At 72.4% G+C, this 17,049-nt stretch carries 12 protein-coding genes; 7 read left to right on the forward strand and 5 right to left on the reverse strand.

Going from position 1 to position 17,049, the window contains the following annotated elements:
* Positions 1 to 21: 21 nt before the first annotated feature.
* The 3 genes from OOK34_RS28970 to OOK34_RS28980 all read right to left on the reverse strand — a co-directional run bounded on the left by OOK34_RS28970 (position 22) and on the right by OOK34_RS28980 (position 3,210).
* The gene (locus tag OOK34_RS28970; protein ID WP_267037113.1) at positions 22 to 1,278 is read right to left on the reverse strand and encodes a hypothetical protein; all 1,257 of its coding nucleotides are present in this window, start codon (positions 1,276 to 1,278) and stop codon (positions 22 to 24) included.
* Positions 1,279 to 1,498: 220 nt separating this feature from the next.
* Positions 1,499 to 2,386 (reverse strand): hypothetical protein, encoded by an 888-nt coding sequence (locus OOK34_RS28975; RefSeq protein ID WP_267037114.1) that lies wholly within the window; start codon positions 2,384 to 2,386, stop codon positions 1,499 to 1,501.
* A gap of 152 nt (positions 2,387 to 2,538) precedes the next feature.
* Positions 2,539 to 3,210, reverse strand: coding sequence for a MerR family transcriptional regulator (locus tag OOK34_RS28980; protein ID WP_267037115.1), 672 nt, complete (start codon positions 3,208 to 3,210; stop codon positions 2,539 to 2,541).
* A 147-nt stretch (positions 3,211 to 3,357) separates the two neighbouring features.
* Here OOK34_RS28980 and OOK34_RS28985 point away from each other — a divergent pair, with 147 nt between their 5' ends.
* The gene (locus tag OOK34_RS28985; protein WP_267037116.1) at positions 3,358 to 4,686 is read left to right on the forward strand and encodes a YhgE/Pip domain-containing protein; all 1,329 of its coding nucleotides are present in this window, start codon (positions 3,358 to 3,360) and stop codon (positions 4,684 to 4,686) included.
* Positions 4,687 to 4,705: 19 nt separating this feature from the next.
* On the opposite strand, the gene OOK34_RS28990 is transcribed toward OOK34_RS28985, so the two are convergent.
* On the reverse strand, positions 4,706 to 9,355 hold the full coding sequence (locus OOK34_RS28990) for a HEAT repeat domain-containing protein (RefSeq protein WP_267037117.1): 4,650 nt from the start codon (positions 9,353 to 9,355) through the stop codon (positions 4,706 to 4,708).
* Positions 9,356 to 9,437: 82 nt separating this feature from the next.
* On the opposite strand from OOK34_RS28990, the gene OOK34_RS28995 reads away from it, so the two are divergent.
* The 4 genes from OOK34_RS28995 to OOK34_RS29010 all read left to right on the forward strand — a co-directional run bounded on the left by OOK34_RS28995 (position 9,438) and on the right by OOK34_RS29010 (position 13,063).
* Positions 9,438 to 9,578, forward strand: a complete 141-nt coding sequence (locus OOK34_RS28995; protein WP_267037118.1) for a hypothetical protein — start codon at positions 9,438 to 9,440, stop codon at positions 9,576 to 9,578.
* A gap of 114 nt (positions 9,579 to 9,692) precedes the next feature.
* Entirely contained in the window at positions 9,693 to 10,733 is a 1,041-nt protein-coding gene (locus tag OOK34_RS29000) for a vWA domain-containing protein (protein WP_267037119.1), read from the forward strand.
* 128 nt (positions 10,734 to 10,861) lie between these two features.
* On the forward strand, positions 10,862 to 11,719 hold the full coding sequence (locus tag OOK34_RS29005) for a GNAT family N-acetyltransferase (protein ID WP_267037120.1): 858 nt from the start codon (positions 10,862 to 10,864) through the stop codon (positions 11,717 to 11,719).
* Positions 11,720 to 11,806: 87 nt separating this feature from the next.
* Positions 11,807 to 13,063, forward strand: coding sequence for an SUKH-4 family immunity protein (locus tag OOK34_RS29010; RefSeq protein ID WP_267037121.1), 1,257 nt, complete (start codon positions 11,807 to 11,809; stop codon positions 13,061 to 13,063).
* Between the two features lie 73 nt (positions 13,064 to 13,136).
* Here OOK34_RS29010 and OOK34_RS29015 read toward each other — a convergent pair whose 3' ends face one another.
* Complete coding sequence (locus OOK34_RS29015) at positions 13,137 to 13,982, reverse strand: class I SAM-dependent methyltransferase (protein WP_267037122.1); 846 nt, start codon at positions 13,980 to 13,982, stop codon at positions 13,137 to 13,139.
* Between the two features lie 106 nt (positions 13,983 to 14,088).
* On the opposite strand from OOK34_RS29015, the gene OOK34_RS29020 reads away from it, so the two are divergent.
* Positions 14,089 to 14,694 carry a TetR/AcrR family transcriptional regulator gene (locus OOK34_RS29020; RefSeq protein WP_267037123.1) on the forward strand — a complete coding sequence of 202 codons (606 nt, stop codon included), beginning with the start codon at positions 14,089 to 14,091 and terminating at the stop codon, positions 14,692 to 14,694.
* A 90-nt stretch (positions 14,695 to 14,784) separates the two neighbouring features.
* Positions 14,785 to 17,049, forward strand: coding sequence for an MMPL family transporter (locus OOK34_RS29025; protein WP_267037124.1), 2,265 nt, complete (start codon positions 14,785 to 14,787; stop codon positions 17,047 to 17,049).

The raw sequence follows: 17,049 nt of genomic DNA on the forward strand, positions 1-17,049 counted from the left end.
GCGTCGGGGCACCGTGGCCGGTCAGAACCGGCTGCTCGGCACCGGTCCCGGGGAGCCGACGGCCGCCCGGGAGCCGCCCAGCCAGAGCGGGGCGACCGCCGCGACGAACCGCTGGAAGGCCGCGTCCTCGTCCGCGGGGCCCTCTCCGTCGCCCGGGTCGGCCGCCGGGTCCGCGGTGACGATGTCCCGGGCGATGTCCGCCTCCGGCCGGTCGTCGGCCGGGCCGCGCCCGTCGGCGCCGAGCTGCTCGCCCCACGGCTCGGACCCGACCTGGCGCTGCAGGGCGCTGAAGTCCGCCGGAACGGCGGCCGGTTCGGTCCAGCGGTTGGCGTGCTCGTACAGCACCTGGCCGGGAGCCCGCTCGCGGAGCCCCGTCAGCAGCTCGGGGTCGTGGGCGCTCAGGTCGTAGGCCACGACCAGCGTGTCGGGGCGCCCCGGCGCGTACGGCTCCAGCGGCAGGCCGAGCAGTTCCGCGGCGGCGAGGGCCAGGATCCGGTCGGAGCGGCCGGGCAGGGCGCTCACCGCGGTGGGCCGGCGGCCCGCGGCGTCGAGGGCGAGCGCGAGGCGGCCGAGCCCGCGGCGGCAGGCGGCATGGCTGTCGCCGAGGTAGGCGTAACGGCCGGTCATGACAGGGAAGCCGTACGGGGAGAGGGTGCCGAGCAGGGTGCCGGTGAGGGCGAACTGCCAGCCGCGCAGGTCCGTCCGGTCGAGCGGCACGGCGCGGGTGGCTGCCTCGGCCCGGGCGAGCATCGCGCGCAGCCGGTCGTTGGCCCAGGACCAGGTGGAGTCGGCGGGCTCGGGCAGCCGGGCGGCGCGATCGCGGGCCGTGGCGAGGTCGCCCGCCAGGAGGGAGTTGTAGGCCAGCAGGTACCCGCCGGGCCAGGGCTCCAGCAGGGCCTCGTGCTGGAGCAGCACGGCGGCGGCCTCGGCATGCCGGTCGTCGGCCTCCAGCGCGGCGACGAGCTCGCTCAGCACGCGCCGCGCCCCGGGGGCCTGGCGCAGGGCCTCCCGCAGCGCCGGTACGGCGAGGAAAGCGATGCCGCGCTCGATGCAGAGGTAGCCGAAGTCGTAGAGGAGTTGGGCGTCGCCGGGCTTGCGGGAGGCCTTCTTGGCGGCGCGGGCCAGGTCGTCGAAGCCGACGGCTTCCGCCAGCGGGCGGACCTCGGCGGTCAGGTCGCCCAGGGGCGCGGTGTCGGCGAGGGGGCGCAGGGAGCGGACGGCTGCGGGTATGTCGCCGGTCTTCAGGTGACGTCGCACGTCGTCGAATGTGTTGGTCATCACCGGCGATCATGTGCGGGCGGGGGTCTCGTCGCAACGCAATTACGACGATGACGTCGTCGCCCTGCTCCGGGCGGTACACCGGGCGGTTCCCTGACGGCCCTGCCGGCCGCGCTGCCCTCGCTGCTCGGCGAGGAATGGCGGGAGTCCGGCAGCGCGGACGACCCGCACTGCCGGTACCTGGTGGATCTCACCGACTGGTGACCACCCGGCGGGGCCGCTAGCGCAGGTTCACCCACTTGTCGGCGCCGACGGTGACGTACGTGCCGAGGTCGGGGTCGGCGGTCGAGGCGTTGCCGAAGACCTTGAGCCGCTCGGACTTGATGAACGGCGTGTCCGTCTCGGGGGTGTGCACCTGGACCGGCGCCTGCCAGGCGATGGTCTTGCCCGGGACGCAGTCCACCTCGGTCCGGAAGAAGCCCTGGACGAACTTCGGCTGCTCCTGGCTGGCGGAGCCGCCGACCGAGACCTTCACCGGCTTGGTGCAGGTGACCGTTCCGTTCAGGGTGGCCTTGCCGGTCTTGGACAGCCTGCCGTTGCCGTTGACGGTCATGCCCAGGACGACCGGCTTGGGCGGGGTGACGTCGTTGGCCATCAGGTAGCCCTTGAGCACGCTGCGGTCGTCGCAGTCCTGCTCGTAGGAGAGGTTGATCTTCTTGACGGCGGAGCCCTCGCCGAAGACCAGCTCGCTGATGGTGAACCGGCCGGTGAGGGTGGCGCAGCCGCCGTAGTAGCCGTTGACGAACATGCTGGGCTGGTCGAGGACGGTACCCGGCATCTCCGGGGTCTTCGCCGCGTTCTCGTACGTGCCGGCCGCCAGCGCCTGCCCGGCGGGCGCGGCCAGGTCCATGGTCCAGGAATCACCGGGACGGGTGATGGTGACCCGGAGGGTGCGGTGGTCGGCGGAGGCGGCGACGTCGATCTTGTCGCCCTGGCCCGGCCCGTACCAGCGGGCCTGGTCGTCGAAGCCGTCGCCCTGGTCCCCCGACCAGTTGAACTCGCCCTGCGGCATCTCGGCGGCCTGGGCCGTGCCGGCGGTGGCCAGCGGGAGCGCGAGAGCGGCGGCGGCGAGCACGGCGGCCGTGCGGGCGGCGGCGCGTGCGGGCATGCGGAATTCCATGGTGTGTCCCCCCGTGAAGAACTGAAGATCGAAAGCGGTCGGCGCGAGTCTGCCAACAGAGGTACGAAAGGGGCAACAGGTGTGCGGGCCGAGGCGGTTCACCGCCGCGGGCGGACACACGCCAGCGACGGAGGCGGGCGCTACCGGGGCGCTGCGGACCCGGCGCCGTCGCGCGCGACGCGGCGCCGGACCTGGTCCTCCTGGGCGAGGCGCCGCAGCAGCTCGAACACCGGGGCGCAGATCGCGAAGACGATGACCGCCCGCTCGGCCAGGGCCACCGGGTCGTCGAGGCAGGCCGCGCGCTCCAGGTCCAGCCGGGCCACCGACTCGGCCAGCCTCGCGTAGGCGGCGAGCTCCCCCGGGGCGTACTGGGCGTCCAGCCGGCGCAGCTCCCTGAGGGCCGCCGTCAGCCCCTTCACGTGCGGTGACGTGTCGGGCGCCCGCCAGTCCAGGGCCGCGAGCAGCTCCGCCACCTCGGCCCCGGCGGTCGCGTCCGCCTCGGCCTCCTCCTCGCCGCCGTCGGGGCCCTGGGAGGCCACGGGCACGGGCAGGGCGTAGCTGATCGCTCCGAGGGCGCCCTCGGAGCTGTGGGACTGGTCGACGGCCCCGAGCACGTCACGGGTGGCGGCGATGGACAGGCCCCCGAGCGTGGTCAGTGCCTTGATCAGCCGCAGCCGCTCCGCGTGCTCTTCCCCGTACTCGGCCAGGGTCGCGGCGGTCGCCCGTCCCGCGGGCAGCAGACCCTGCCGCCGGAAGTACTTGATGCTGGCCACCGGCACGCCGGTCCGCCGGCTGAGCTCCGAGATCTTCATACGGCTTCCTTGCTGGTCACGCGGCCCGGTGTCCGTTGTCGGCGATCGGACATCACAGATTGGACACCACAACAAGATACTGCCAGTATCCAGTGACTGGATACCATAAGTATCCAGCTCACCGAACGCAGCCGCACCGGAGAATCGATGCCTCACCCCACGCCCCCCTCCGTGCTCCGCCGACCCCAGCTATGGATCGGTACGGGACTCATCGCCGCAGTCGTCTCGATCCTGTTCGCCCTGCTCTACGTGGGCGGCAACGTCAATCCGAGGGGCAACCTGCGCGACCTGCCCGTGGCCCTGGTCAACAGCGACGCCGGCGCCGACGCGGGCGGCCGGCGCGTCAACCTGGGCGAGCAGGTCGTCGCGGGGATCGAGAAGGCCGCCAAGGACGACAAGAGCTTCGACTGGCAGCTCGTCAGCCGCGAGGAGGCCGACAAGCTGCTGGGCCGGGGCAAGGTCTACGGCGCCCTCGTCATACCCGAGGACTTCTCCGCCACGGTGACCGCCCTCGCCGCCCCGCAGCCCGCACCCCAGGGCAAGGCCGCTCCGCCGACCCTGACCGTGCTGACCAACCAGGCCGCCGGCAGCATCGGCTCCTCCATGTCCTCCCAGGCCGCCCAGAAGGCCGCCCACGCCGCCTCCGCCCAGCTCGGCCAGGAACTCCTCAAGCAGGCCGGCGCCCAGAAGACCCCGCTGCCGACGGCTGCCCAGCTCAAGCTGGCCGACCCGGTGACGGTGACCGTCGCCGACGGCCACCCCCTCGGCTCCCGGAGCGCCATGGGGCTGAGCGCCTTCTACTACGCGCTGGTCCTGGTCGTCTGCGGCATGCTCGGCGCCAACCTCGTCAATTCCCAGGTCGACACCGCGCTCGGCTACGTGCACACCGACTTCGGCCCCTTCCGCAAGCGCGAACCCGTCCAGCACACCAGCCGCGTCCGCACCCTGGCCATCGGCATGACGCTCATGCTCGGCCTGTCCGTGCTCATGGGCACCCTGGTACAGGTCGCCACGGTCGGCATCCTCGACATGGACGCCTCCCACCTCGGCCTGCTGTGGGTCTACTCGGTCGCCACCATCGCGGTCGTCGGCATCGGCAGCCTGGCCCTGTTCGCCGCCTTCGGCACCCCCGGCATGCTGCTGGCCACCATCGTGTTCATCGCGATGGCCGTCCCCTCCTCCGGCGCCACCGTGCCCATCCAGGCGCTGCCCGGATTCTTCCGCGGCCTCGCCGAGTTCGAGCCGCTGCGCCAGGTCACCGAGGGGCTGCGCTCCCTGCTCTACTACGGAGCCCAGGCCGACGCCGGCCTGACCCGGGCGTGGGCCGCGATGGGGATCGCCCTCGTCACCGCGCTGGCCTTCGGCTTCGCCGTCGCCCACCTCTACGACCGGCGGGGACTGCACCGCATCCCCCGCCCGGATGCCGACACCGAGGCCGCGGTCCCCGCGACGAACGTCGTCGTCGACGCCGTGTAGCCACGGATACGGTCGGGCGCTACCCGGCTGCGGTGGTGATCCGTTCGAGGACCTCCGTGTAGAGGGACCGCTTGTCGGGGCGGACGTGGACGGCGGCATGTCTGAGAGCGGGGATCGCCGGCCCGCCCATGGCGACGAGCCCCTCGGCCGCCGTCTTGCGGACGACCGGATGGGGGTGCTCGAGCATGGCCGTCACGGCGGGGATCGCGGGTGCCCAGGCCGCGTGGCAGAGCGTCCGGATCGCCGTGCGCACCAGGTCCGGCTGGGGGTCGTCCAGCAGGATCGAGGTGTGGTGCAGGTAGGTCTGCCGGTCCAGCACGGCCCGCGAGGTCCGGTGGGCGTGCAGGCGGACCCCGGGCTTGGGGTGGCGCAGCAGCTCGCCGATCAGCTCCCGCAGGCCGGGGTCCCGGTCCGGTTCCGGGCCACCGTGCCCCTCCGACAGCCGTGTGAGTGCCTGGCGTATCCGCGCCGGGTCGCCCGTACGGGCCAGGTCCAACAGCTCCTGCCGGGAGGGGGGTTGCGACGCCCCTGCCGACGAGGCCCCGGCACGGTCACGGAGCGCTGCCAGCGCCGCTGCGTCCTGCCGTACGGAGTCCGGGCGGCGCAGCGGCCCCTCGACGAGGAGCAGCCGGTCCGCGAGGTCGTCGCGCCCTTCGGCACGCAGCCGCCGGCTGGTCCGCGTCAGCGCGGGGGTGCGTAGCAGGCAACGCCCGCGGAGCAGGTCGAGGAACCCCCAGGCGCCGGCCTCGAGGCGGTCGCCGAGGTGCTCGGCCAGCGCGTCGGCGGGGACCCGGCTCAGCGCCCGGCCGGCTGCGGAGCTGCTGGAGGGCGGGTCGTGCTCCCACCATTCCAGCAGGAGCGGGACCAGCGGTTCCAGGTCCCGGGGGTCGAGCCGGCTCGCCGCGAGGGCCACCCTGTCGTGCAGGACGCCGTCCGCGCGGAGTTCCGTGACGTCGAGGGCGCTCAGTGTGCGGGCCAGGTCGACGCCGACGGGTACGTCGACGCCGCCCCGCAGAAACGCCCGGAGCACGGGAAGCCTGGCCTCGGGCTCGGGCCACTGCGAGAGCGCCAGGGCCGCGGTGTGCCGTCGGTCCGGAGCGGATCCGCTCAGCATGGCCAGCAGGCGCTCCCGCTGCGCGGTCGAACGGGGCTGGTCGAGGTCGTCGTAGCGCACGCTCCGCGGTCGAGGTCCCGGTGCGTGGGCGGTCTCCTCCGTGATGGTCCAGGGTGGTGCGTCGAGGGGCTGGGTGGCCGCCATCCAGTCGATGAGGGCGGCGCGGACCTCGGGGCCGGCGGAGGCGTAGACCTCGATCAGTGCGGTCAGGCGGTCCCGGGAGCCCGGGGTGCCGTCGTACTGCCGGGAGAGTCGGCGCAATTCCTCCAGGGCGCGCGGTGTGCGCACGGCGGCATCCAGCGCGGCTCGCCACGGATCGGCCTCGGGCTTGGCCTGGGCCTTGGTCTCGGGCTTCGTCTCGTTTCTGGTCTCGGGCTTGGTCTCGGCCTTCGCCGGCGTGGTGGCCGCTTGGGACTGCGGGGCGGCGAACGCGTCCCGCAGCACGGCGGTCTCGGCCTGCCAGGGGTCGGCGCCCAGCCGGGCCGCAGCGAGTGCCTGCTCGAGGTCGGCGCGGACCAGCACCGCGCCGAGGCCGCGGAGCAGCGTCAGCGTGGACCGGTCTCCGCCAGGTACGCGGGGCAGCGCGCGTACCGCTTCGACGACAGCCGGCTTCAGAGCCGCCGGCAGGGTCGGGGCGACCGCTTCGAGTAGCGCGATGAGGTCGTTCCGCTCTCCGGCCGAGGCCTCGGCGAGCCCGTCGAGCAGGACCCCGGTGCTCCGGGCGAAGGCCGTCAGCTCCTGCGTCGTCCACGGTGCGGGGCAGAGCCGGAGCGTGAGCCGCAGTACGCGAGTTCGGGCAGCGGGTTCACGGGCGGCGAGGCGGAGCCAGTCCGGCAGCATGGGCCGCAGCGCCCGCAACTGGGTGGGTTGCGCCAACTCATCCCTGTTCGCGATGGCCAGCGCGACCGACCGGTTCCAGCCCTGCGCCGTCAGCGCCCTGATGTCGGGGTCCGCTCCGATGCCGACCGCCGGCCGCGGGGCGGCGGGCGCGGTGATGCCGTGGTGGGCCATGGCCGTCGACAGGTCCTCGATCGTCCCGGAGGCGAGGCCGACCCGGCCGGCCGCCACCAGGGCGAGCAGGGTCGCTGCGACCGGTGATGCCTGGTCGTCCAGTGCGCGCACCGAGCGCGCCGGCAGTGTGCGGTCGAGGCCTTCCAGCAGCAGTTCGCGGGGGCGGCCGGCTTCGCTGTGTTCGGCGGCGGCGAGGACGGTCGCCGGGTACGCGTCGCCGAGGATGGCGCGCAGCGCCTCGATGAGCGTGCCGCGTAGGCCCGGATTCTCGTGATGACCGAGCCAGAAGAGCAGTACCGGTACCGCCATGGGCGTGCCCGCGCGGACCAGGGCCTCGGCGGCGGTCTTCTTGATGTTCATGTTCGGATGGCCGAGGCACGCGGCGATCGCGGTGGAGGCCCAGCGGGCGCGCGCGTGGCCGAGGGCGAGCAGCGCCTGCCGGACGGTCTGGATGTCCTGGGCGGCCGTCAGCGCGATCAGGGTCGCCGACAGCGCCTGCGCGTCGTCCCCTGTGGCGTCGCGGGCGAGCAGCGCGATCGCGTGCTTGCGCACGTGCCGGTCGCGGTGCCGCAGCAGGCGGTGGGCTCGCGCACGGGTGCGCGCGTAGGGGGCGCGGAGCAGGAGTTCGAGCAGGATCGCCTGCTCGCCGCTCGACAGTCCGGGCCGGTCCAGCAGATCCAGTGCCGTGGTCGCGACGAGTGCGTGTCCGGCCTCTCGTGCCGTCGCCGCGTCGAGCAGGCAGGTCGGCCTGATCCGTTTCCGCTCGTGGAGACGACGGCCCAGGCCGTGTACGGCGTCCAGGATCTCCTGGGGCACCACGGGCTCCCCGGGCGGCTGTCCGCTGTCGAGTCGCGGGGCGGCTGCGCCCGGCTCCCGGGACGCCGCCAGCTCGGACACGATGCGCAGGAGGAGGTCCGCGATGACCGGCAGTGTGCCGGCGTCGCCGTGGGCGGCCAGTCTGCACAGTGCCGCCACCGGCTTGTCCGGGTCCAGATGGGAGCTCAGGAGGGCCATTTCCCGCGAGTCCGGGCCGCCGAGATCCGCGGCGATACGAGCCGGCAGGTCGGCGGGATCGAGACGGACGAGGAGGGCATGCCGCTGGGACGGATCCTGGGTCAGATGCCACAGCACCTCGAGGGCGTCGTTCCGTACCGCGCGGAGATGTGGCGCGATCACGCCCACGTCCTCCTGCGTGGCGAGGCCGAGCCCTTCGCTGAGCGCCGTCGTCGTCCGGTGTCCGCCGATGGCCTCCAGAGCGTTCAGGGCCGCTGCGGGCGCCGATGGCAGGAGGGCGATCACCGCGTCTTCGGCATCCGTATGGCGCAGGGCCCGGAGCGCGTCGAGGAGCGGCCCCGGCGCTGGAGCCGAGGGAAGGAGCCGGGTGATCGCGTCCCCGATCGGAAGCTCTCCGGTCCCCTGTCCGGCCAGGGCGACCAGCAGCGTGAGCCGGCGCGGCCAGCTGGGATCGTCGGCGGGCGCGTCCAGCAGGACCTGGAACATCACCTGTCGGCAAGTGAACAGGATCGTCGCGATCTGGTCGGGCTGAATCGAGTGATCGGCCAGCGCCAGGCCGACGATGGACGGGACGTGCGGCCCGTCCGGGAAGTGCCCGCGCCGGTGGAGCCCGCGCAGGCATGTCACCGCCGGCCCGCCGAAGAGCAGCGGGTCCCGCGCGGCGATGGCCGTCAGCGCGCCGATGTCACCGCGGTCCGCCAGGTCGCCGAGCAGTTCCATCCCGCGCCGGCGAAGACCCGGCGGCAGATCCGGATCGTCGATGACCTGCCGCAGCAGGCCGCGGTGCCCGTGACGGGCCGCGGCCTCGAGTGCGGCACCGGCCACCTTGGGCTGCGTGGTTGCCGAATCGGCCGTGAGGAAGGCGGACAGGTGTCCCAGCGGCAAGGAGTCCAATGCCGCCCAGGGTTCGGTGAGTTCGTGCAGCGCAGCGGCGACGATGTCTGAGCTGTCGGCGCCGAGCAGGCTGATCAGGTGTTCGCGCACCAGTGCGGGAGCCAGCAGACCGGCGTGCAGCCCCTGCCGGGCCAGCCGCAGCGCCACGGACTGCAACACCGCGTCACCGCTGTCCACCAGCTCGTTCACGAGTTGCTCGAGGCGGTGCGTGCACGTGACGGTCGTCTGCCGCACGGCCTGGTAGAGCAGTTCGCCCGGGGGCTCGTCCCGGATCAGCGTCGGGTCGTTCAGCAGCTCTGCGCGCAGCCAGGCGATCTGGACCCGGGCCGGCAGCCCGGCCTCGCGCCACGATGGCCGGCGAAACTCCCGGAGATACGGCCCCAGTCGTTCGTGGAGCCGCGCCAGGAGGAGCTCCGCCTCCGGGGGTCCGTCCGCCGACAGCGGCAGCAGCGCCGCGAGCTCGGCCATCTCGAGCTCGTCGCGCGTCCGGCCCGAGGTGACGCGCTCGGACAGGAGGAGCAGTCCCAGATGCCGCAGGCGGGGATCCTCGTCCCGGATGAGACGTCCGAAGACGACCGGCGGGCAGAGCTGCGCGTCGAGATGGCTCGACAGCCAGCCGACGTCAGCTCGACGCACCGCATCGTGAAAGGGGTTGTCCGTCGGCGTCATCACCGTCGGATGCTAACCAGGACGTTCCCGGCCCCACCAGCGAGATCGGATGGCCGTCGGGGGGGCGGGCCGGGGCGACACCTTCGCCGAGCTGCGTACGACCCTCGCCGGGTGCCCCTCCATGGCCTCGGCCGGCGCACCTGACACCGTGTTGGGGACCGTCGCCGAGCGGGCCGCTCCCGCCAGGTGACCCGCCTGGTCCAGGCCCAGCACTGACGGCACGAGCCCCCGGATCGGCGTGCCCGTCGATTGTCAGTGGTGGGTGCGAGGATCGGAGCATCAAGTCGGAAAAGGGGGAGCGGTCATGTCCGGAAACCAGAACTACATCAATCACGTTGCTCTTGTGCTGGATGCCAGTTCGTCCATGTCACACCTGAGCCGCAAGGTCGTCGAAGTCGCCGACCAGCAGATTGCCTATCTGGCCCGCCGATCGCAGGAACTGGAGCAGGAAACCCGCGTCACGGTCTACGTCTTCGCGGACAAGGTGGAGTGCGTCATCTACGACAAGGACGTGCTGCGAATGCCGTCCCTGAAGCAGATGTACCGGGTCGGCGGAATGACGGCTCTGCTGGCGGCCACGCTGAAGTCGCAGCGGGAGCTGGCGCAGACGGCCCAGCTGTACGGCGACCACAGCTTCCTGACGTTCGTACTGACCGACGGACAGGAGAACGCGAGCCACCGGTGCCTGGACGCCCCGGCCAGAAACCCGCGTGAACTGGTGCAGGCCGTGGCCACGATGATCGAGACGCAGCAGGACAACTGGACGCTGGCCGTCCTTGTGCCGGACCAGATGGGCAAGCGCGAGGCCATGCAGTGCGGTTTCCCGAAGGACAACATCGCCATCTGGGACGCCACGAGCACGCAGGGCCTGGAGGAGGCCGGGCAGGTCATCCGGCAGGCCACCGAGAACTTCATGATGGGCCGCGCCAAGGGCATCCGGGGATCGCGGGCGGTGTTCTCCACGGGTACCGAGGCGGTGAACAAGGACACCATCAAGGCAGCCGGTCTCACCCCGGTGGATGCGTCGAAGTACCAGCTGATTCCCGTGGCTCGCGAAGCAGCGATCCGGGAATGGGTCATCGAATGCGGGCATACCTTCCGCACCGGTGGTGTGTTCTATCAGCTGAGCAAGTCGGAGAAGATCCAGGCGCAGAAGCAGATCGCGGTGCTGGAGAAGAAGACGGACCGGGTGTACACGGGGCCGGAGGCCCGAGCCATGCTCGGCCTGCCGGACACGGAAGTTCGCGTCAAGCCGGACCACAACGACGACTTCACGATATTCGTGCAGAGCACCAGCGTGAACCGGAAGCTGGTACCGAACACGCGGCTACTGCTGATGATCTGACGCCTTGGAAGCCCCGGTCCGACCGGTCTCTTCTCCAGGTGGGCGCGCTGAGCTCAGCCGAGAGCCCCCCGACTGCGGCCGGGCCACCAGCGGAGTGCTCTGTCAGCGCCCCCGCCTAGGCTGGGAGGATGAACGAGATAGAGGTCGTGGCTGATCAGAGCGAGTGGCGAGACGGATTCGAGGGGCGGGTGCTTGCGGGGTACCGGGCCGCCGGATGTTCGGAGCCCTTGGCCCAGGCCCTGCTGGAACGGGCTCTGAAGGGAATCGACGGCTGGACGGTGGCCACGGACGGCGCCGGGTGGATCGCGGTCGGGGTGACGGAGGACAACGGGGCGAGTGTGGGCCGGATCCACGACCTGACGGTGCCACAGGGGCGCGAGTGGGCGGAGCGCTGGTGCGCCGAGCACGGCGCGCAACGGGTGGAGGTCCGGCTCACCGGCGGAGCGGGAGTCTTCGCCGACTACCCCGTGCGCGGGCAGAACCGGATGCGTCTCGCGGCCGAGCAGCCCGAGCTGCCGCCGGGGCTGACGGTCCGCCGGCTCACCGAGGAGGAGTACCCGGGCTGGTATGCCGGCGAAGAGGCCGCGTACATCGCGGACATCGTCCGGGCCGGGGCTCTGACCCCGGAGCAGGCCAAGGAGAAGTCCGACAAGGACTTCGCCCGTTACCTCCCGCAGGGATACCTGACACCCGGTCACGCCTTCTACGCGATGGAGGCGGACGGCCAGGTGGTCGGCACCGGCTGGGTGAACCACGGCTTCCTGCCCGGCGTGACCTTCGGCTTCTCGCTGGAGGTGTACCAGGAGCACCGCGGCAAGGGCTACGGCCGGGCCGCGATGGCCGTCGGTGAGTGGGCCACGCGGCAGGGCGGCGACGAGGCGATGATGTTCAACGTCTTCGGGGGCAACGAGGTCGCGATGAGCCTGTACGACAGCACCGGCTTCGCCGTGCTGGACGAGTTCCGCTCTCGACCTCTGGTGCCGTGACCGGGCGGGTGGCGGCGCGCGGTGGAAACCGTGCGCTGCCCCCGTTCCGGAGGGGGTGGTGTCGGTGGGGGCTGGCACCATGGGCTCATGGCTCATAACGATCTTGACGTGTTGTTCGCTTCCCCCGCGGCCCTGTTGACGGCCGGGCCCGAGGCCGTGCGGGAGCTGCCCGCCGTGGGGGGCGGGGTGGGCCGGGAGGCCTTCGCTCAGGCTGTGGCGGTGCTCGATGGGGCCGAGGTGTCGCGGGCGGAGTTCGCGTCGTGGTTGCACTTCGGTGCGAAGGTACTGGGCCACGACGCGTACGCCGGCCTTGTCGCGGAGGCCGAGCCGGGGATGCCGTGGCGGACCCTGTGGGCGTGGTGGCGGCCGGTCGGCGCCTACTGGGCCCGGCCGAACCTGAGCGGGGACGCCGACGTCGAGGTCCACGAGGGGCCGGACGGGCGGGTCCTGTTGAAGCTCTGGGCGCAGATGGCCGGTGAGCTCTGGCTGGATCCGGCCACTGGGGAGGAGGTTCCGGCCCCGGGCGACGGGGAGTTCACCGAGCGGCCGTACGACGCGCAGGTCGAGCAGGGGCCTGTCATGTTCGACCCGGACGAGGACGACTGGGGTCTTTTCCAGCCCGGTACCTGGGAGGAGCCCATCCCGCTCGGCCTGGGACGTTTCGTGCTGTTCGAGGAGCGGGGCATCGTGGTCGTCGAGCGGAACGGCGCCGTGGCCGCCGACTGGCCGGCCACGGGCACCGAGTGCGCGTCCTGGGGTGTGGGCGAAGCGTGGTTCGCGGGCCCGACGGCCGCCGGGACCCCGCTGACCACCGCCCGCCTGGAGGCTGCGTTCGGTTCCGACGGGGTGCTGTGCCTGCCCCAGGCGCGGCAGCCCGCGGCGCTGACGCATGCGCCCACCCGGGAGGTGATCGCGGCGGCGGGCCTGCCGCGGTGGTGGGCGGCGGGGGTCGCCTCGTTCACCCTGGCGTGGACCGAGACCGGGGCGGATGAGGTCCGGCCCGAGGAGAACGGCCTGCTGCGCCTGGGCACCTTCGACCTGAGGTACGCCGACACCGGCAAGGTGTACGTCCACCCGGACACGGGCGCGGTGTGGATGGTCCGCAACGACACCGGGCCGTTCCCCTTCGCCCCGGACACCGAGACCTTCATACGGCTGCTGGAAGCCGTGTACCGCTACATGGGCGCGTGCTGGAGCTCGTACCCGGGCGAGAACGGCAAGAAGGACTTCCTGTCCGAGGTGTCCGCCCTGGACCCGCTCACCTTGGCCACCGGTACGCCCGGCGGGGAGGTGTGGGAGCACCTGTTCGCAGCCATCGTCGAACTCAGCGCATGGGGGTACTAGTACGAGGTCCCGGCCCCGATGGTGTTAGTTCGGGGCCGCCCGGCGCTCCGGGCGCCGGCATGGGCCGGCCGGATCAGGCGGGGTGGGTCGCGGTCAGGAGCCAGCCGGTGCTGCGGAGCCGGACCGCGCCCTCGGCTTCGTGCGCACGGAGGGTCTCGGTCAGGCGGTCGCGGGCGCGGGCCTGCGTGTCGGGGTCGACCGCGCTCAGGAGGTGGCGGCCGGGGCCGGAGTCGAGGAGGAAGTCCGCGGCGTCCCGGGCGGTGCGGCCCCAGATCCCCCACGCCTCGACGTGTTCGGCGCGGACGTTGTGGAAGCCTGCCGTGCGCAGCAGGGCGGTTGCGGTGCCGGGGTCGGCGAGGGAGAACATCCCCGGCCCGCCGGGAGATCCGAAGCCGCCGATCGGCAGGATGTCCGCGAGTCCGGTGAGCGCCGTCAGCCATTCGTTGCCTTCGGGCTCCGCCGCGCTGAGGAAGGCGATGCGGGCGCCCGGTCGCAGGGCTGAGGCGATGTTGGCGAAGGCGGCGGTGGGGTCGGCGAAGAACATGATGCCGAACCGGCTGATCGCGACGTCGTAGGCAGCCGGGGGCAAGGGGTGTACCTGGGCGTCGCCGTGGGTGAACGCGACGTTGGCGAGGTTTTCTTGCGCGGCGAGCGTACGGGCCCGGTCGAGCATGGGGCCGGAGAGGTCGAGGCCGAGCGCGTGACCGCGGTGGGCGGCCCTGGCCGCCAGACGGGTGGTGGCGCCGGCCCCGCAGCCGATGTCGAGGACCCGCTCGTCCGGCCGGATCGACGCGGCTGCGAGCAGCGGCTGGTCGAAGCCTGCGTTGACGGCGTTCCAGCGGTCGTGGTGGGCGGCCCAGTGGGCGCCTTCGTAGCTGTTCCATGCCTGGGCCTGAGCGGTGTTGGCGATGTGCCGCATGCGAAAGGACCTCCGGTGGAGTGCGATGCACCTAGAATGGGCGTGCGCCCAAACAGTATGGGCGCATGCCCATACTTGGCAATGCCCTGACTTCGGGAGGAAGTTGATGTCACCGCGAGGAGTGGCCATCGAAGGCCTGCGGGAGCGGCTGTTCGCCGCCGCGGACCGCGTCCTGGCCCGGGAGGGGGCCGCGGCACTGACGAGCCGGGCCGTCACCGAGGAGGCGGGCTGCGCCAAGGGCGTCCTGCACACCCACTTCGCCAGCCTGGACCAGTTCGTCGCCGAACTCGTCCTGCACCACTTCAAGGCAGCCGCCGCAGTGTCGGAAGACCTCCCGGCCAGGGCGGGTGCCGGTGAGGTGGGAGACAACCTGGCGGGCGTGGCGTCGGCGGTGCTGTCCCTGGACCCGGGGCTCGTGGGCCTGGCCGTGACCCGGCCGGCGGCGGCGCAGCGGGTCCGCGAAGCCTGGGAGGCCGGCGCCCCCGGCTTCGCCGCCATCGAGAACGCGGTCGGCGGCTACCTGCGGGCCGAGCAGGATCTCGGGCGGGTGGCGGCCGCGGTGGATGTGGAGTCGGCCGCGCTGGCCCTCGTGGGGACGCTGCACCATCTGCTGATGACCGGCCCCGCCGACGCGACGGCAGCGTCCCAGGCGCAAGTGGAACGGCTGGTCCGTGCCTTGATCGGTGCGTCCCGTACCCCCGGCGCGCCCTGAGCCGGGTATCTCTTGTCCACCAGTCGGTGGACAAGAAGTTCCGTCTGCCGGACGTCATGCCCAGCACACCCCGCCGCGCATGATCCAGGTATGACTCAACTACCCACCAGAATCGCCCGATGGAGCGCCCGGCACGCCGGGCGAGCGATCGCCTGCTGGTTCGCCTTCGTCGTCCTCTGCCTCGGTGCCGGCATCGCCGTCGGCACCAACCAGGCCACCTCCGTGGACTTCCGTGTCGGGGAGGCCGGCCGCGCCGAGGCGATCGCCGCCGAAGGCGGTCTCGAGCGCAGGCCGACCGAACAGATACTCATCCGATCCCGGTCCGGCCCTCTGGACACGGCGGCGGCCGACTCGGCCGCCCAGGACCTCACCGAGCGGATGCGTCGGCTGCCCGGGGTGGACAGTGTCGCCGCACCCCTCCGCTCCCGGGACGGCACCGCCGTGATGGTGGCGGTGGTCATGAAGGGACCCGAGCTGGAAGGTAAGAAGAACGTCGTCCCGCTCCTCGGGCAGACCGCGCAGGTGGCCGCCGCCCACCGGGGCCTGATCGTGGAGGAGACGGGCTCCCCGGCCATCAGCAAGGGGGTCAACGACCAGCGCGGCGAGGACCTGGCACTCTCCGAGCGCCTGACGCTGCCCGTCACCCTCGTCACCCTGCTGCTCGTATTCGGCTCCGTGGTGATGGCCGGCGTCCCCTTGCTGCTCGCGCTCTCCTCGATCGCGGCCGCGCTCGGGCTGTCCATGGTCGCCTCCCACCTCATGCCCGACGCCGGCGTCGGCACCAACATGATCCTTCTGATCGGCCTCGCCGTCGGGGTCGACTACACCCTCTTCTACCTCGAGCGGGAGCGCGAAGAGCGGGCCCGCGCCCAGGGCCGGCTCGGCTCCGAAGCCCTGGTCGAGCTGGCGGCCGCGACGGCGGGACGGGCCATCGTGGTCTCCGGGCTCGCCGTGATCGTGTCCACTGCCACCCTCTACCTGGCCGCCGACGTCATCTTCTCCTCCCTCGCGACCGGCACCATCCTCGTCGTCGCGGTCGCCGTCGCCAGCTCACTGACCGTACTGCCCGCCCTGCTGGTCAAGATCGGAAAGCAGCGCGAGCGCCGGGCGGCCCGTACGGCCGACCGCCGGGCCCGGAGCGGCGGGCCGGGCCGCGTACGGCGGTCGTGGCCGCTCCGGCCGGGCCGCGGTGACGAGACCCGGGCGCAGACCGGGCGGCTGTCCGGCGCCTTGCTGCGGCCCGCCCGCCGGCATCCCGTCCTCACCCTGTGCGTGTCCGTGTTCGTGATGCTCGCTCTGGCCGCCCCCGCGCTCGGTCTGAAGCTCATAGACCCGGGCCGGGACACCTTCTCCCGCGACATCCCCGCCATGCAGGTCTACGACCGGCTCAACGCGGCCTTCCCCGAACTGACCACCCAGCACCGGGTCAGCGCCCGGTCCACCCCGGAACGCGCCGGTGAGGTGCGCGAGGCCCTGGCGGAGCTCGGCCGGCGCGCCCAGAGCGATCCGCTGTTCGACAAGACCGCCGAGCCGAGGATCCTGACCTCGGCCGATGGGCGGACCAGCGTCCTGGAGCTGGCCGTTCCCTTCAACGCCACCTCGGAACGGGGCATCGCCTCCCTGACCCGGCTCCGCCAGGAGCACCTGCCCGCGACGGCCGGCGCGCTGGCCGGCGTGGAGACTGCCGTATCGGGAGACGTGGCCCGCGGCCGTGACTACGTGGACCACGAGCACGGCAAGCTGCCGCTGGTCCTGGGGTTCCTGCTGCTGGTGACCTTCCTGATGACGCTCTGGGCCTTCAGGTCGGTGGTCATCGCCCTCATCGGGGTGCTGCTCAACCTGCTGTCGGCCGCGGCCGCCCTGGGCGCTCTCGTCGCCGTCTTCCAGGGAACGTGGGCGGAAGGCCTCCTGGGCTTCGACTCCCTCGGGGCGATCGCCTCCCGGGTCCCGCTGTTCCTCTTCGTCATCCTCTTCGGACTGTCCATGGACTACCAGGTGTTCGTCGTCAGCCGGATCAAGGAGGCCATGGACGGCGGAATGACCGCCCGGGAGGCGGTGCTGGAGGGCATCAGCCGCTCCGCGAAGGTGGTGACCAGCGCGGCCATCGTGATGGTGACGGTGTTCGGGGCCTTCGTCGCCCTGCACCTCACCGAGATGAAGCAGATGGGCTTCTGCCTGGCCATCGCCGTCCTGCTGGACGCCGTGGTGGTCCGGCTCATGGTCCTCCCCTCGCTGCTCCTCCTTCTCGGGGACCGGGCCTGGCGGCCGCTGCGCCGCTCGCGGCGTACTGCGCCGGCGTGCGGAGCGGGGAACAACATCCCGCCCGGCGCTCGCCCGTTGCAGAACGTAGGCTGA

It is taken from the genome of Streptomyces sp. NBC_00091 (assembly GCF_026343185.1).
Taxonomy (GTDB): domain Bacteria; phylum Actinomycetota; class Actinomycetes; order Streptomycetales; family Streptomycetaceae; genus Streptomyces.

What these genes read in the sequence shown, in the direction of transcription:
- OOK34_RS28970 (WP_267037113.1), bottom strand. Translation starts at nt 1,278, where the DNA reads ATGACCAACACATTCGACGACGTGCGACGTCACCTGAAGACCGGCGAC.
- OOK34_RS28975 (WP_267037114.1), bottom strand. Translation starts at nt 2,386, where the DNA reads ATGCCCGCACGCGCCGCCGCCCGCACGGCCGCCGTGCTCGCCGCCGCC.
- OOK34_RS28980 (WP_267037115.1), bottom strand. Translation starts at nt 3,210, where the DNA reads ATGAAGATCTCGGAGCTCAGCCGGCGGACCGGCGTGCCGGTGGCCAGC.
- OOK34_RS29015 (WP_267037122.1), bottom strand. Translation starts at nt 13,982, where the DNA reads ATGCGGCACATCGCCAACACCGCTCAGGCCCAGGCATGGAACAGCTAC.
- OOK34_RS28995 (WP_267037118.1), top strand. Translation starts at nt 9,438, where the DNA reads ATGGCCGTCGGGGGGGCGGGCCGGGGCGACACCTTCGCCGAGCTGCGT.
- OOK34_RS29005 (WP_267037120.1), top strand. Translation starts at nt 10,862, where the DNA reads ATGAACGAGATAGAGGTCGTGGCTGATCAGAGCGAGTGGCGAGACGGA.
- OOK34_RS29020 (WP_267037123.1), top strand. Translation starts at nt 14,089, where the DNA reads ATGTCACCGCGAGGAGTGGCCATCGAAGGCCTGCGGGAGCGGCTGTTC.
- OOK34_RS29025 (WP_267037124.1), top strand. Translation starts at nt 14,785, where the DNA reads ATGACTCAACTACCCACCAGAATCGCCCGATGGAGCGCCCGGCACGCC.
- OOK34_RS29010 (WP_267037121.1), top strand. Translation starts at nt 11,807, where the DNA reads ATGGCTCATAACGATCTTGACGTGTTGTTCGCTTCCCCCGCGGCCCTG.
- OOK34_RS29000 (WP_267037119.1), top strand. Translation starts at nt 9,693, where the DNA reads ATGTCCGGAAACCAGAACTACATCAATCACGTTGCTCTTGTGCTGGAT.
- OOK34_RS28985 (WP_267037116.1), top strand. Translation starts at nt 3,358, where the DNA reads ATGCCTCACCCCACGCCCCCCTCCGTGCTCCGCCGACCCCAGCTATGG.